Annotated in this window: 7 protein-coding genes; 5 read left to right on the top strand and 2 right to left on the bottom strand. The window is 40.5% G+C overall.

Annotation, left to right across the window (positions count from 1 at the left end):
* Positions 1-46: 46 nt before the first annotated feature.
* Positions 47-5,446 (top strand): AAA family ATPase, encoded by a 5,400-nt coding sequence (locus tag ACFG4S_RS05025; protein WP_392533750.1) that lies wholly within the window; start codon positions 47-49, stop codon positions 5,444-5,446.
* A gap of 89 nt (positions 5,447-5,535) precedes the next feature.
* On the opposite strand, the gene ACFG4S_RS05020 is transcribed toward ACFG4S_RS05025, so the two are convergent.
* Positions 5,536-6,414 carry a hypothetical protein gene (locus tag ACFG4S_RS05020; protein ID WP_392533749.1) on the bottom strand — a complete coding sequence of 293 codons (879 nt, stop codon included), beginning with the start codon at positions 6,412-6,414 and terminating at the stop codon, positions 5,536-5,538.
* Between the two features lie 476 nt (positions 6,415-6,890).
* Here ACFG4S_RS05020 and ACFG4S_RS05015 point away from each other — a divergent pair, with 476 nt between their 5' ends.
* Together ACFG4S_RS05015 and ACFG4S_RS05010 are read left to right on the top strand one after the other, a co-directional pair.
* Positions 6,891-8,957 (top strand): tetratricopeptide repeat protein, encoded by a 2,067-nt coding sequence (locus ACFG4S_RS05015; protein ID WP_392533748.1) that lies wholly within the window; start codon positions 6,891-6,893, stop codon positions 8,955-8,957.
* 378 nt (positions 8,958-9,335) lie between these two features.
* On the top strand, positions 9,336-11,756 hold the full coding sequence (locus ACFG4S_RS05010; protein WP_392535910.1) for a filamentous hemagglutinin N-terminal domain-containing protein: 2,421 nt from the start codon (positions 9,336-9,338) through the stop codon (positions 11,754-11,756).
* An 11-nt stretch (positions 11,757-11,767) separates the two neighbouring features.
* Here the strand turns inward: ACFG4S_RS05010 and ACFG4S_RS05005 are convergent, their stop codons facing one another.
* Positions 11,768-12,484, bottom strand: coding sequence for a Uma2 family endonuclease (locus tag ACFG4S_RS05005; protein WP_392533747.1), 717 nt, complete (start codon positions 12,482-12,484; stop codon positions 11,768-11,770).
* Positions 12,485-12,639: 155 nt separating this feature from the next.
* On the opposite strand from ACFG4S_RS05005, the gene ACFG4S_RS05000 reads away from it, so the two are divergent.
* Together ACFG4S_RS05000 and ACFG4S_RS04995 are read left to right on the top strand one after the other, a co-directional pair.
* Positions 12,640-15,186, top strand: coding sequence for a CHAT domain-containing protein (locus ACFG4S_RS05000; protein WP_392533746.1), 2,547 nt, complete (start codon positions 12,640-12,642; stop codon positions 15,184-15,186).
* Between the two features lie 187 nt (positions 15,187-15,373).
* Positions 15,374-16,294 carry a DUF928 domain-containing protein gene (locus tag ACFG4S_RS04995; RefSeq protein WP_392533745.1) on the top strand — a complete coding sequence of 307 codons (921 nt, stop codon included), beginning with the start codon at positions 15,374-15,376 and terminating at the stop codon, positions 16,292-16,294.
* Positions 16,295-16,638 lie beyond the last annotated feature (344 nt).

Below are 16,638 nucleotides of genomic sequence, written 5' to 3'. Positions count from 1 at the left end.
ACATATCTGGGAATACTAAATCTGGAAATCTCAAGAATTTAGCAGTATGGTTAGCACTCTTATTAATATTCCCGGATATCGCATCAATGAAGAAGTCTACAATGCTTCCAGAACTCTAGTTTATCGAGGGTATCGAGAGAGTGACTCATTAAGAGTAGTCATAAAACTACTGAAAAATCCCTATCCCAGCTTCAATGAATTGTTACAGTTTCGCAATCAGTACACCATTGCCAAAAATCTCAACTCACCGCTAATCGTCCAAACTTATAACCTGGAACCTTACCAAAATGGCTATGCGTTGGTGATGGAAGACTTTGGGGGAATTTCTCTCAAAAATTATTTTACCTCTAACCAGACGCGATATATAGCGTCTCTACAACAGTTTTTAGAAATAGCGATCGCACTGTCCAATATCTTAGATATATTGTATCGAGAACGAATTATTCATAAAGATATTAAACCCGCCAATATTTTAATTAATCCTGAAACCAAACAAGTTAAATTAATTGACTTTAGTATTGCATCTTTGCTACCACGAGAAACACAAACACTAGTCAATCCCAATGTATTAGAAGGGACACTAGCTTATATTTCTCCAGAACAAACAGGCAGAATGAATCGGGGAATTGACTACCGGACTGATTTTTATTCTTTGGGTGTAACTTTCTACGAATTACTGACTGGAGTTTTGCCATTTAAATCAAACGATCCGATGGAGTTAGTACATTCTCATATTGCAAAACAACCTCCTTCAGTTATTAGAGATGAGATACCGCAGGTGATTTCAGATATCGTCATGAAATTGATGGCGAAGAATGCGGAGGAGAGATATCAGAGTGCATTGGGACTGAAGTTTGATTTAGAAAAATGTTTACATCAGCTACAAGTTTCTGGTAGGATTGAAAACTTTCAGATTGGGCAACGGGATGTGTGCGATCGCTTCATCATTCCCGACAAACTCTACGGACGAGAAACCGAAGTATCAACTCTACTGGAAGCATTTGAAAGAGTCAGTCTTGGTGCAACAGAAATAATGCTGGTAGCAGGTTTTTCAGGTATTGGGAAAACCGCCGTTGTCAACGAAGTGCATAAACCCATTGTTCGGCAACGCGGTTATTTTATCAAAGGGAAATATGACCAATTTCAACGCAATATTCCCTTCTTTGCTTTTGTACAAGCATTTCGGGATTTAATGGAGCAATTGTTAACCGAAAATGATGTCCAACTAGAGCAATGGAAAAATCAAATATTAGAAACTGTTGGAGAGAATGGTCAGGTAATTATTGAAGTCATTCCCGAATTAGAAAAAATCATTGGCGAACAACCACCAGCAGTAGAATTATCAGGAACGGCAGCCCAAAATCGCTTTAATTTATTATTTCAAAAATTCACCCAAGTCTTTACTAGTGCCGAACATCCATTAGTGATGTTTTTAGATGATTTACAATGGGCTGATTCAGCATCATTAAAGTTGATGCAGCTATTAATGGCTGATACAGGTCATCTTTTGATCGTTGGTGCTTATCGAGATAACGAAGTCAATCCAGCCCATCCATTAATGTTGACTTTGAGCGAAATCCAAAAAAAACAAGCAACCATTAATACTATTACTTTAACACCCCTGAGTCAATCCCAAATCAATCAATTAGTCGCTGATACCCTAAAAAGTACAGAAAATTTGGCATTACCCCTTTCACAATTAGTCTATCAAAAAACTAAAGGCAACCCATTTTTTGCCACCCAATTTCTCAAAGCCCTACACGAAGAAAATCTCATTCAATTTAACTTGGAGTTAGGCTGTTGGCAATGCGATCTGTCCCAGATTAATCAACAAGCCTTGACCGATGATGTTGTAGAATTTATGGCGTTGCAGTTAGAGAAGTTACCGTTAGCAACCCAGAATATTCTGAAGTTAGCCGCTTGTATTGGCAATCAGTTCGATCTAACAACATTAGCAATTGTTTCAGAACAATCAGAAGTAGAAACCGCAGCCAATTTATGGAAAGCATTGCAAGAAGGTTTGATTTTACCGATTGGTGATGTTTATAAATTTTATGTAGGGGCAGAAAGTCAAGCCGTTACTTCAGAAAAGTCTCAAAATGTTACCTACAAATTTTTGCACGATCGCGTTCAACAAGCAGCCTATTCCCTAATTCCCGATGACCAAAAACAAACTACCCATTACCAAATTGGACAACTGCTTCTACAACAGATTTCCGCACAAGCTAGAGTTGACCGGATTTTTGAAATCGTCAATCAATTAAATCACGGAACTGCTTTAATTACCCAACCAACTCAACGAGAAGAATTAGCTGGGCTTAATTTAATTGCCTGTCGCAAAGCTAAAACTTCAACCGCCTATCAAGCAGCGCGTGAATATGCGACAGTGGGATTGTCTTTGTTAGCAGAAAATACTTGGCAGCAGCAGTATGAAATGACCCTCGCCTTATATGAATTAGCTGCGGAAGTAGCAATGCTAAACGGTAACTTTGAGGCGATGGAACAATTTATTGATATTGTCATTCAACAGGCACGCTCCTTACCTGAAAAAGTCAACGTTTACTGCATTAGAATTCAATCTCATATTTCCCAAAGTAAATTGACCTCAGCGATCGCGATCGCCCAACCAATCTTACAACAGCTTGGTGTCACCTTTCCTGAAACACCGACACCATCAGATATTCAACAGGAAATCCAACAGATTGAGGAACTCATTGGAGATCGGGAAATCGCTGATTTGGTTCACTTGCCTGAAATGACAGATGCAGAAAAACTTTGTACTCTTAAGATTGTCAATATCATCAGCCCAGCAGCTTACCTCACTGGCTCTGCGCTGTTCCCATTGCTGAATACTTTGTCGGTTAAACTTTCGATTCAGTACGGTAACACATCGATTTCTGCTTTCGGCTATGCGAACTATGGCAATATTCTCTGCAATTTCTTCCAAGTCGTGGATACAGGAACACAGTTTGGTTCCCTGGCACTCCAGATTATTTCAAAACTCGATGCCAAAGCAAGTAAAACAGATGTTTTGATGCTCTTGGGGTTATTTGTTGTACACCGCAATTCTCACATTCAAGAAACACTACCTCTGTTGCAAGAAGGTTATACCACTGCCATAGAATTTGGGAACTTGGTACTTGCTGGGTACAATGGCCACAGTTTTTGTCTCAATTCTTTTTGGAGCAGTCAACCCCTGGCTACCTTAGAACAGGATATTTGCGCCTACTGCCATAGTTTGATGCAATTAAATCAATTGACAACCGCAAATTATTGCCGGATTTATTGGCAACCTGTTTTAAATCTGCTGGGTTTTGCAGAACATACCACTTTTTTGTCTGGGAAAGCCCTTGAAGAAACAGAATTTCTCCAGCAGCTAGAGTCTGCCAAAGATGGATATGGATTGTATATTTTCCATTTGTATAAACTAATGCTTTGTTTCTTGTTTGGAGAAATTGAGCCAGCGAAAAATCATGCTATTGAAGTCAGGTGCTATTTTATGGCTGGTGCGGGATTAGTCAGCGAACCAGTATTTTATCTTTATGATTCTCTGCTAACTCTGGCACAATTAAATCCACAGTTAGATGAAACATCAGAAGCATTGCAGGGTGTAACAGAAAACCAAACCAAGTTACAGCAATGGGCGTATCATGCACCCATGAATTATCAACATAAGGTTGATTTGGTAGCGGCAGAAAAATGTCGAGTATTAGGACAAAAAGCCGAAGCAATTGAGTTTTACGACAAGGCGATAACTCTAGCCAAAGCTAACGAATATACCCAAGAAGAAGCACTTGCTAACGAACTGGCAGCAAAGTTCTACCTAGATTGGGGCAGACAGCGCACTGCTGGGGACTACATGATTGAAGCTTACTATGCCTATGCTCGTTGGGGTGCAAAAGCCAAAGTAGCCGACTTAGAAAAACGCTATCCCCAATTACTTGCGCCCATATTACAGCAAACCCGTTCGACCCTCTCCACTCACGAAACTCTGTTCACTTTGGGGAGTGTTACCTCCACCAGTTCAGCCACATCCAGTAGTAATGTTTCTGTGGCTTTAGATTTAGCTACTATTCTCAAAGCTTCTCATACTATTTCCGGTGAAATCGAACTGGAAAATCTACTTTCATCGTTGCTGACCATCGTCATCGAAAATGCGGGGGCTGATAAATGCGTGTTCATGCTCTTGCGAGACTCGCGCCTGTTAATCAAAGGGTCAATTACCACAGGTTCAAAGCCAGTTGTCTTGCAGCGTATTCCCATTGAAGATAGCCAGGACATTCCCCATAGACTGATTTACAAAGTCTTGCATGAAAAGCAAACTGCTGTGCTGGTGAATGCAAGTGCCGATCGCACCTTAGCCAATGACCCCTATATCATCCGTCAGCAGCCCAAAAGTATCTTGTGTAGCCCGATTTTGCATCAAGGGAAGCTGATGGGCATTTTATATCTAGAAAATAATCTAGCGACGGGGGCGTTCACGAGCGATCGCGTCGAACTACTGAATTTACTTTGCACTCAAGCCGCGATTTCTTTGGAAAATGCCCGACTTTATGAGCGATCGCTAGAATATGCCCAACAGCTAGAAGCCGCTTTACAAGAACTCCAGGGCGCTCAATTACAAATTGTGCAAAGTGAAAAGATGTCTGCATTGGGTAACTTAGTCGCCGGGGTGGCTCACGAAATGAATAATCCCCTCGGTTTTATTGCTGCTAGTATCAAACAAGCTAAACCTAGCCTGACTGATATTGTTAAACATTTGAAACTCTATCAAGAAAATCTCCCAAATCCAGCCGATGAAATTATAGACCATGCTGAAGAAATCGACTTGGATTATACCTTAGAAGACTTGCCCAAGATGATTGATTCCATGTCTATGGCGTGCGATCGCCTCAAAAATATCAGCACTAGTTTAAGAACTTTCTCTCGCGCTGATAAAGACTACAAAGTGCCATTTAACATTCATGATGGCATTGATAGCACAATTTTAATTTTGAAACATCGTCTCAAGGCTAATGAACAACGTCCCGCTATTGAAGTTGTCACAAATTATAGTAATTTACCTCAAATTGAATGTTTCCCTGGTCAATTAAATCAGGTATTTATGAATCTTCTGGCAAATGCTATTGATGCTTTAGAGGAGTCGAATATTGGGCGAAGCTTTGAAGAAGTTAATGCCAATCCTAACCGCATTACCATTACAACTTCAGTCGAAAATAGTCTAGTTACAATTGCCATTCTGGATAATGGTAAGGGAATGAGCGAACAAGTCAAATCAAAAATATTTGATCACTTATTTACTACGAAATCTGTTGGTAAAGGTACAGGATTGGGGTTGGCGATCGCTCGTCAAATTATTGTAGAAAAACATGGTGGAGCGATCGCCGTGAATTCTCAACTGGGCAAAGGAACTGAATTTATCATTCAGCTACCGCCAAACTCCTAATTCCTCAGTTTTTACCACAACACCCTTTTTGATGTCGATAGAGGGTTGTGCTGAGTCATTTGTCCTTTGTCAATACAAAGGACAAATGACTATCTTTCTTTGAGCTTGCATTGTTCCATCATGGCTATTATTTCCGCAATTCGGGATTCACCAGACCAAACTAAATCAAGTTTTTTGAGCTGCTCAAGGGTGATACCACCTTCCTCCTCTGCAATATATTGATATTGTTTATCTCCCATTGCTGCTAATAAATGCCCAAAGATAATCATTTCATCGAACTGGGGATTTGTCTCTGGATCGTTCAAGATTCTCATTGCTCGTTTATCGGAACATCCTTGGAGAGTATTAAACAGAAATCGTGTAGGAAAGTCCGCATCCCGAAGTTGAGGATGGCGCGAAACTAATCCAGCCAAGAGTACTCCCAGGTAAGCTGCTGCTTGGGAATCACTCAGTATTTCTATCTGTTGAATGGCAATCTCAGTTAAATTGCTAAAAAATGCACATCCTAACTGGTATTCGATACTACTAACTGGATCTAGGATTACGAAGGATTCTAACTGTGTTGCAAATGATGCCCGGTGCTGCTGTGGCACTTTGTCCACTAAAATGTATTTGGCGCGATCGCTTACAAGAATTCTGCCATCAGACCCAAAGCTAAAATCTTTTCCCGGTTCTAAACCTTGACCCAATAAAATTTGAAAGATATTAGTTTTAGCTTTGCCCTCCATCTGTTCATATTGGGCCTGTCCCAGAAAAGTTCGACAAAACCAACTGTGACTATCAGAATCGCATTCGACCATTACCTCCTTAGCAATCAAATCAGTTAACTTTGCCGCTCCCAAAATCGTTTGCCACTTTACAATTAAATTATTAACGGCCACTAGGTTGCGCTGAATCAGTGCCTTGAGCAATTGACGCTTCGCAATAGTTACCCGGTCTTTTTTTCTCCAAAATCCGTTGAATTTCAATATTGTATAGGACTCCTATTTGATTTTTGCAAAGCTAAGTACAACTCGAAGAGCCTTCTTGACTGTTGTCTACTAAGCCGAGTAAGTTCTCCAAATCAAAGCGGATTGTTATATATAGAGTTATAGATTATTCAAATTTTTACTTTTTTACCGCATTCAAGTATCTACTGTCATGAGTGTGATTACTGAAGAATGCCCATAACAATAATCCTGCGATGGACTCACTTCTCTTCCCAAGTATCATTAAATGCACAAATTTTACTCAAGTCTGGTAATATATAACCATATTAAATATGTAACATTTCTTTGCTAGAGAATAATAATAATAGGAATATGCAGCATTAACTAATTATTAATACTTTTACTTGCCAAAATGACATTTAATTTTTTTTTCAAAAATATTTATTCTATTTTAGAATTACCCGTAATAACACGTAAGTAAAAAACCAGCAATTTATCAAAGTATATTTATATTGATGCTTATTCATTTATTAGATGGGCGTTACCAAATATTAAAAGTTTTAAGTGATGACGAAAAGGCGAAAACCTATTTAGTTGAAGATATTAATCTTCCTGAAAGCAAATTTATCGTCAAGCGGTTACATCTTCCTAATAGCAACTCCCAAAGTTTAACAATTCTACGCCGCTTGTTTATCACTAAAGTAGCAACTTTAGAAAAACTACGACAAGAACAAGATAAAATTCAAAAGCTAATTACTTGTTTTGAAGAAAATGAAGAGTTTTATATAGTCCAAGAGTTTATTCCTGGTCATCCTTTAACTGACGAAATTTTACCAGGACAACCTCTGAGAGAAGAACAAGTAATTAGTCTTTTATCAGAAATATTAGAAATTTTGGTGTCTATACATACCTATGGCGTAATTCATCGACATATTAAACCAGGAAATATTATTCGCCGAGAGTCAGATAAAAAATTTGTTTTGGTTGATTTTAGTACTTTTAATGAGACCATAAATACTACCGATAACAATCTTGAATATATGCCGACAGAACAGGTTAACGCTAACCTGAGATACAACAGCGATATATATGCTTTAGGTATAGTGGCTATCGCAGCACTTATGGGTTTAAGTGCAAACGAAATATCTCAATTGCGAATTCAGAAAAATCGCCTGACAGGTGAAATTATTTGGCCTAATAAAAGTTTTAAAATTAACAGAAAACTAGCAAAAATTATTAACAAAATGGTATCTTATGACTTTCATAAGCGTTATCAATATGCAACGGAAGTTTTAGACGACCTGAAAAGATTAACAAGTATCCAGCATAATCAAAATCAACAAATAGAGGTTAAAAAAAAGTTATTGCTACTGATGATAGTGATAACTAGTTGTATCACACTTGGGGTTGGCTGGTGGTTTTTTCCAACGCCAAAATCTGAAAGTAACTCTCAACAAAAATTATATCAAGATGGAGTCAATAAATATGACGCCGGAAATTATGAAGGAGCAGTTGAAGATTTTAATCAGGTGATTAAATTAGAACCGCAAAATTCTTTGGCTTATAATAAGCGAGGTGATGCTTATTATCGATTAGGAGATTACGAACAAGCACAAGCAGATTCTAGTCAAGCAATTTTGCTCAATCCTCAAGATGCTAATGCCTATTACGATCGAGGATTTGCTTTGTATGAATTAGGCAAGTATAAAGAAGCGATCGCCGACTATACCCAAGCAATTAAGTTAAATTCTCAGGAAGCATATCCTTATTATGGCCGGGGGTTAGCGCGTAGTCAAGTTAAGGATAATAAAGGCGCACTTGCAGATTTTAGCAAAGCGATCGCTATCAAACCTGAGTATACCGAAGCATATTTACAAAGAGGTATTCTTCGCCGTCGTCTCAGACTAAGACAGGCAGCAATTGAAGATTTTGATGCAATAATTAAGATTAATCCTAGTGACGCCAAAGCTTATTATCAAAGGGGTTTAACTCAATTTATTAATAACCAAAAATATGCAGCACTTAAAGATTATACGGATGCAATCAACATCAATCCTAAATATATAGAAGCTTATCTTAATCGTGGTGATGTTTATAGCGATCTAGGAGATAAACTAGAAGCTAGTGAAGATTACAACAGTATTTTAAAAATCGATCCCAAGTTTATTGCTGCTTACATCCACAGAGGTATTCACCGCTTTTCTTTCGGTGATTATAAAGGTGCTATTGAAGATTATACCGAAGCACTAAAACTAGATCCTAATAATGTAGCAGCTTATAATAACCGTGGTAATGCTTATCTTGAAGTAGGAAATAAAAAAGCTGCAAATCAGGATTATTCACGAGCGATCGCCATAGATGCTAACAATGCCTTAGCCTACTATAACCGGGGTGTAATTCGCGCCAAACAGAGAAATAAACAAGGAGCGATCGCAGATTACAAAAAAGCTGCAAAACTATTCCAACTACAAGGCGAAAAAAATAGCTATCAAGATGCTCAAAGGGAAATTTCCATTCTGGAAAATAACTCACTACCAGTAAAAACTACTCGCCCTAAATCTGGGAAAACAGTGAAAAATTGAGCAAATTTGTAATTCATAATTACATTATGAATTACGAATTAATTAAGAAAATAAAGTTTCCCTCTCAATGATTCAGTATCAACAGGTTTGATTAGGTAAATCTGCAATAGATTCCCAACTATCGAGGCTATCAAAGGTAATTTTTGGCAGAACTTAACAATTTTTGGGCGTAGCTTGCCGCCCTAGGCATGAGCAACCATTAAGCTGCGCCGCTGTTCCCAAAACTTAATGATGTTATCAACAATGTTATTTAGGGAACTCTAAATACAAATCAGGCGAAGGAAGTTTTTAGTGATGAGAGCGATGTCTAATAACAAGCCGCGAAGCGTCTACGCTTTTCTAATTATATTAACAACTGGGTTATTCACTCCAGGGATAATGCGACCGGCGATCGCTCAGGTGACATCCGATGGTACTACCAACACTATCGTTAACCAAAGTGGTAATAATTTTAATATTCTTAATGGTATACAAAACGGTAATAATTTATTTCACAGTTTCAGTAATTTCTCTATACCCACAGGTGGTACGGCAATCTTCAATAACGCAGTAGATGTGCAGAATATCTTCAGTCGTGTAACTGGCGGGAGTATTTCCAACATTGATGGTTTAATTAAGGCCAATGGCAGCGCTAATTTATTTCTGCTCAATCCCAGCGGAATTGTATTTGGACCCAATGCCAGTTTGAATATTGGAGGGTCATTTGTTGGTACAACTGCCGACAGCATAGTATTTGCGGACGGCTTTAAGTTTAATGCCACCAATGCCACACCATCTCCCTTATTAACTATAAGTGTGCCCATTGGCTTGCAATTTGGCAGTAATCCGGGAGCCATTACGGTTCAAGGGTCAGGACACAATGCCCAATTAGGGGACTCACTTCAGGTTTCTGGACTGAACCTCGGTACAAGAGGATTACAGTTGCAACCTGGAAAAACGTTAGCATTGCTGGGTGGGAATGTTGCCTTGGATGGAGGGTTGCTCTCGGCACCAGGAGGACTAATAGAACTGGGTAGCATCACTAACGGAAGCGTTGCTCTCAATTCCATCCCTCAAGGATTTGCCCTAAGTTATCCTAATGCTTCGAGTCTTGGCGATATTCAAATCACCCAACGAGCTTTAGCATCTACACGTGACCTCAGTGGGGGAAGTGGAGGAGCCATCCAAATTCAGGGGAAACAGGTCAGCATCCGAGATGGTTCGCTGATATTAGTGCAAAATCGCAGCAACCAAACTGCTGGTAATATTGCAATCAATGCTACCCAGTCACTCCAGATTATCGGCAAGTCTCCTAATTTTCAGAGTTCCAGTAGTTTAATTAATGAAACTATATCCTCTGGTGCGGCTGGGAATATTACCATTACCACCCCACAATTGAGTGTTGATGGGGGTGGGTATATTTTCAACCGTACCTTTAGCGCAGCGCCGGGTGGCAATATTGCAATCAATGCCGATCAAATGCGAGTGAATGGTTTTGCATTTGGCGATCCTAATGCTTTTCGATCAGTCAGCCAGATATCAGCCGCTACTTATGGGAGTGGAAAAGGTGGAAATATTGCCATCTCCACTAAAAATCTGTCTGTTTTAGCTGGCGGCAATATAGCAGCAAGACCCTACCGTTCGGGTAATGGCGGCGATCTCATCGTGAAGGCAGATACGATTCAGGTGACAAATGAGGGAGCGCCAAAGGGTCTTTATTTTAGTCTGTTGTCTACTGCCACATTTGGGTCTGGTAATGCAGGGGATTTAAAAATCGATACCCGCACATTGTCGGTTCAAGCTGGCGGCAGAGTGTCAGCTTCTAGCATAATTTTAGGAAATGCAGGTTCACTGACTATCAATGCGTCTGAATCAATTGATGTCAATGGTGTCAAAGATGCACAAAATCCCAGCTATATCGGTACGGCAGTTCGTCCTGTTTCTGGAGTTTCCAGCGCTACTTCAGGTAACACCACGATTAACACCCGAGTTCTTAACATCAGTAATGGTGCAACAGTTTTTGTCCAAAACCTTGGCTCCGGTAAAGCTGGTACTCTAAACATTCAGGCGAACACTCTACGACTCGACAATAAGGCCAGTATTTCAGCATCCACAAAAGCAGGCGGTGGCGGTAACACTAATTTACAACTGCGAGATTTACTACTCATGCGTCATGGTAGCTTTATCAGTGCAGAAGCAGGAGGCAGTGGTAATGGTGGCAATATCACGCTTAATGCTCCGAACATCGTGGGTTTAGAAAACAGTGACATTATTGCCAATGCAGTCCAAGGAAAAGGTGGCAATATTCAAATCACTACTCAAGGAATTATTGGGTTGAAATATCGTCCTCAACTGACTGCCGAAAACGATATCACTGCCAGTTCTCAGTTTGGGGTCAACGGTACAGTTGAAGTTAATAATATTGGTGTCGATCCCAATTCTGGCTTAGTGGAACTACCAGCGAATGTTACTGATTCATCACAGCAAATAGCTAGTGGTTGTTCTGCAAACCAAGGTAGTCGGTTTGTCGCCACGGGACGGGGTGGAGTGCCGCAAAATCCAAATCAAGAAGTGGGGAGCGATCGCCCTTGGTCTGATATCCGCGATCTCTCTGCATATCGCAACATTGGCAACATGACTGCCCAAATATCACCCTCTTTGTTGGAACAATCAGACCGGGCGACCTCAGCATCTCCAGAAACTCTTGTTCAAGCTACAGGTTGGCATCGTAACATCCAAGGAAAAATTGAGTTAGTTTCAGATCAATCTTTGGCTCAGGGACAACGATCTTTAGCCTGTGCTGTTGTGAAGGGGAGTTAATTTTTCTAGAGCTAACGGTCTAATTCCCCAAAGCGATCGCGATACTGCTGAAGTAGCGCTTGCATATCTTGTAATTGTTGCTTTGCCTCTTCTGCCCTTTGGCGTTCTTGTTCTGCTCGTAGGCGTTCTTGTTCTGCTCGTAGGCGTTCTTGTTCTGCTTGTTGCTCCAACTCCACAGAACTCAAGAATTGTCTTCCATCTGGTCGGTAAATCACCAATTCATGATTACCCACACCAAACCGAATTCCCAAACGGGGACTCGTCCAACCATCTATGTGAGCAATTGGTAACAACTGTTCGCCAAGACGGTGCCAACCTTTGAGTTCGTAGCGGTCTGGGTCATACTGATAGTATTCTTCCACGCCGTAGGTTTGGTAAAACTCTAGCTTGCGTTCCATCTCCTCTGCATTGTTGCTGGGTGAGAGAATTTCGTATACAACTTGTGGGGCAATGTTGTCTTCTTGCCACTGTTTGTAAGACCCTCGCCGTCCCTTCGGTCTACCAAATACCACCATCGTATCCGGTGCAACTGGTGAGATTAAGCGCGATTTTACTGGGAACCAGAGCAAATCTCCCGCCACAAACACGTTCGGTTCATCAGCAAACAAAATTTCCAGATTTTCCTTAATTAGAACAATCCAACGAAACTGTTCGGTATTGTCTGCCATTGGCTTGCCGTCGCTGTCGGGAAAATATAAATCTGCATCGTGGCGAAAGAAGGTGGTCATAGGTTAACCCGGAATGACACAGTATTTTAATTGTATGCGATCGCCGATTCCCTGATAGCTTGCATTAGAAGTTGGGAATTATACATATAGTCATTTCCTCAAAATCATTGTTGTGACTAATCTTGAAACAAACTGCTCAAATTAAGTAATGATTTATGGCTTTCCGAATTAAACAAACTTATTGGCTATATCTCAGCCTTAGTATTCTAAGTTTGTGTTTGGCGTTTACTATGACACCTGTAAAAGCATCTCCCTCAGTAATAACCCCAGTTCTCTCTTCTTCCCAATCTACCAACCAGCTAGAACAAGGACGAAAATTCTACCAATTGGGAAGTTTTGCAGAAGCTATTACAGCTTGGCAAAGAGCAGCACAACAGTATCATACTCAAGGAGATGGCATTAATGAAGCCTTAAGTTTAAGTTACTTATCGTTGGCACAACAAGAACTGAATCAATGGGAAGCAGCTAAACAATCAATTGAGGAAAGTGTAAAAATTTTGCAAAGTGCTAAACCCTCTGGCGATGCAATTATCTGGGCGCAAATACTGAATACCCAAGCAAATTTACAACTTCGTACAGGTAAAGCGGAAAATGCCATTGAAAACTGGCAACAAGCCCAAAAATATTACGAGCAAGCTGGCGATACAATGGGCAGTCTGGGTAGTCAAATTAACCAGGCACAAGCTTTACAAAATTTGGGATTTTATCGCCGTTCAAAACAGGAGTTAGAGACGCTAACAGAAAAATTGGCAGCAATGCCGGATTCGGAAGTCAAAGTTAGTGGGTTGCGATCGCTTGGTTTGGCTCTGCACGCCATTGGCGATGGTAAAAGCCAGGAAGTATTGGAACAAAGTTTAGCGATCGCCAATAAAATTACAGCCAAAACCCAATTAAGTTCAATCCTTTCCAGTTTGGGAAAAAATGCTTCAGATTCGCAAGACCCAGAAGCAGCATTAAATTACTTTGAAGATGCAGAAAAAACTGCTACTAATCCAAATGAGCAATTGCAAGCAAGTTTAGCTCGTTTCAAATTGTTGGTTGATTACCACAAGCTGGAATATGCTATTCCTCTGGCACCTATATTAAAACAACAGCTTGTAGAACTACCCCCCAGCCATAATTCTCTTTATGCCGCGATTAATTTTGCCGCTACGTTGAATAAATTACCCAAACCCGATCAAGTTTTACCAATCAAAGACTTAGCGCAACTCATGGCAGTTACAGTGAAATCTGCCCAAAAAACTCAAGATGCTACCGCAGAAGCTCATGCACTTTATCAGTGGGCACAACTTTATCGTCGCACACAACAGTGGTCTGAGGCAAAGGAATTAACAGAGAAATCCCTAAATATTGCCCGTGAACTCCAAGCTGACGATATCATTGCTCAAGCGGCATGGCAAATGGGAAAATTGTATCGGCAACAAAGTAATAGACCAAAAGCAATTTCCGCTTATATCGAAGCAGTTAAGTCATTAAAAGCATTGCGTTCTGATTTAGCTACCGTTAACTCGGATGTGCAATTTTCCTTCCGCGAAAGTGTGGAGCCTGTTTACCGTGAATTGGTGGGTTTACTTCTGAACGATCAACCAAGTCAGCCAGAACTGTTGCAAGCTCGTGAATTGATTGAATCTCTGCAAATCGCCGAACTTGATAACTTTTTCCGGGAAGCTTGCTTAGATAAAGCGCAACAGATAGACAAAGTTGACCCCACAGCAGCAGTTATTTACCCAATTATTTTGCCCGATCGCTTGGCTACGATTATTTCTCAAAGCGGAAAACCTCTGCGTTATTACGTAACACCCAAACCTCAAGCAGAAATTGAACAAACTCTGGATAAGTTGTTAATTGCTATTAACCCTGTTTCCGATTCTCAAGATCGGGTGAGATTTAGCAAACAAATTTATGATTGGCTGATTCGTCCTGCGGAACAAGAACAAGTCTTTAAAGATAGCAAAACATTAGTATTTGTTTTGGATGGGAAGTTGCGGAACATTCCAATGGCAGCTTTGTATGACGGGAAGCAATATCTGATTGAGAAATATGCAGTTGCTCTATCACCCGGATTGCAACTGATGGCTGCTCAATCATTCCAGCAACATAAAATTAGGGCGATCGTTGGTGGTATTAGTCAATCCCGTGCTGGTTTTGCTGCTTTACCTGCTGTGGAGTTGGAAGTAAACAAAATATCCCAGGCTGTATCATCAAAGCTCTTACTTAACGAGCAGTTTACTAGTAAAGCCTTGGGCGATCGCATCAAATCTAGCTCTGTTGATATTGTCCACCTCGCAACCCACGGACAGTTTAGCTCTCGTCTCGAAGATACTTACTTACTTACGTGGGATGGACAAGTTAATGTAAAAGAATTGTCCGAACTCCTGAAAAATCGTAATGGTGATTCATCAAAAGCGATCGAATTATTGGTACTGAGTGCATGTGATACTGCAACCGGAGACGATCGCGCTGTTCTCGGACTAGCTGGTTTAGCTGTAAAATCTGGTGCCCGTTCTACCGTTGCCACTCTCTGGCCTGTCAAGGATAAAGCCGCTGAAATCCTTATGGCTAGCTTTTACGAACAACTACGACAACCTAAAATTACTAAAGCAGAAGCATTGCGTCAGGCACAAATAAATTTGATTCGTACAACTGATTTCCGCGACCCGTTCTTTTGGTCTGCTTTTGTTTTAGTTGGAAACTGGATTTAACTAAGTAATATTGTTTAGAAAAGCTGTTAAAAAAAACGTCCTTACTTTGTAGTATTTTCTTCTTAGGTCGTTTATAACAGCTAATATATCCCTTGTTTTACTTGGGTTTTAGAGTTGAAAACCACTTTTTTGTGATATCTGAGCAATGTATCTTATATCACGAATTACCAAAAATGGATGAAAGATCGTGAAACACCGTTATTTAATTAGTACATTGAGCATTATCGCTCTGGTTGCTAGTAATCTTTGGAGTAGTGCCTACGCTGTGACATTTACGCCACCGGCTAAAAATGCTGCTCCCAATCAAGCAACCGGGGGGGCTTCCCGTGGTAGTTTCTTTACCCCAACTAAAGGGAATGGCGCACCTAGACAAGCAACGGGCGGAGCTTCCAGAGGCAATTTGTTTACTCCTGAAAAAGGGAATGGCGCACCTAGACAAGCAACGGGCGGAGCTTCCCGTGGTAATTTGTTTACTCCTGCCAAAGGTAACACCACTCCACAGCAAGCTAGTGGGGGTGCTTCTCGCACTGGGACTTATTACTTGAATCCTTCAACGGTAGCAGCAAAAGGGCCAGCAGCCTTAATTGGACTGATGCCACAAAATTACTATGGGACAACGCTATCTGAGCGTCCAACTGTTATGGTATATCTTCCTGCTTCTAATGCAGAAGAAGCCGTGTTCAGTATCAAGGATGAAGCTGGTAATATGTACCACCAGATGACTATTCCTGTTGCTGGCAAATCTGGGATAATTGCGGTCAAATTACCCGCCAATGCACCTGCTTTAGCAGTTAATAAGAACTACCAATGGTTCCTAGCGCTGAAAGTAGATGGACAATTGAGTCCAAGTACCCCTTATATTGATGGTTGGATTCAACGCATCCAGCCCAGCTCAGAATTGTTAAGGGCTATGCAGCAGCAAGATACTCTCAAACAGGCAGAGGCTTTGGGTAAAAATGGCGTTTGGTATGACTGTGTGGCAACATTAGCTGCACTACATATGAGCCAACCCAACAATCTAACGATCGTCAAGCAGTGGGAAGAACTTCTTTCTTCAGTGAGCTTGAAGGAGATTGTCACAGTTCCGTTAGTAGGATCTGTAAACTAGCCAGAATATTCAGATTTTTGGTGCGTTAGGCTAAATTGTCCATAACGACACCAAAGCTGTATTAAAACTAATCCTAGATAGTTGTTGGCAGTATTTTTCCAGGATAATCCTCTCAAACCCCCAAATAAATTGGGGGCTTAATTTCTTCCTTATTCTGGAGCTATAGACAGGATCGAGTCTTAACTAAACTACGTTGAAATTAATCCTAAATAAGTGTTGATACCATTTCACGAAATTATTGATACAAATAAATGAATCACTATTATTGCTCCCCCTGTTTTTCCTGGAAGAATCTGTCTCAATCTTAAAATAAAACGGTATGACCGGACAATGCTTCAGCAAAA

The sequence above is a fragment of the Nostoc sp. C117 genome (genome assembly GCF_043099735.1).
Lineage (GTDB): Bacteria > Cyanobacteriota > Cyanobacteriia > Cyanobacteriales > Nostocaceae > Nostoc.
The sequence above is the reverse complement of the archived record's forward strand: the minus strand, read 5'-3'. Positions and strand labels throughout refer to the sequence as shown.

What these genes read in the sequence shown, in the direction of transcription:
- ACFG4S_RS05025 (WP_392533750.1), top strand. Translation starts at nt 47, where the DNA reads ATGGTTAGCACTCTTATTAATATTCCCGGATATCGCATCAATGAAGAA.
- ACFG4S_RS05015 (WP_392533748.1), top strand. Translation starts at nt 6,891, where the DNA reads ATGCTTATTCATTTATTAGATGGGCGTTACCAAATATTAAAAGTTTTA.
- ACFG4S_RS05010 (WP_392535910.1), top strand. Translation starts at nt 9,336, where the DNA reads ATGCGACCGGCGATCGCTCAGGTGACATCCGATGGTACTACCAACACT.
- ACFG4S_RS05005 (WP_392533747.1), bottom strand. Translation starts at nt 12,484, where the DNA reads ATGACCACCTTCTTTCGCCACGATGCAGATTTATATTTTCCCGACAGC.
- ACFG4S_RS05000 (WP_392533746.1), top strand. Translation starts at nt 12,640, where the DNA reads ATGGCTTTCCGAATTAAACAAACTTATTGGCTATATCTCAGCCTTAGT.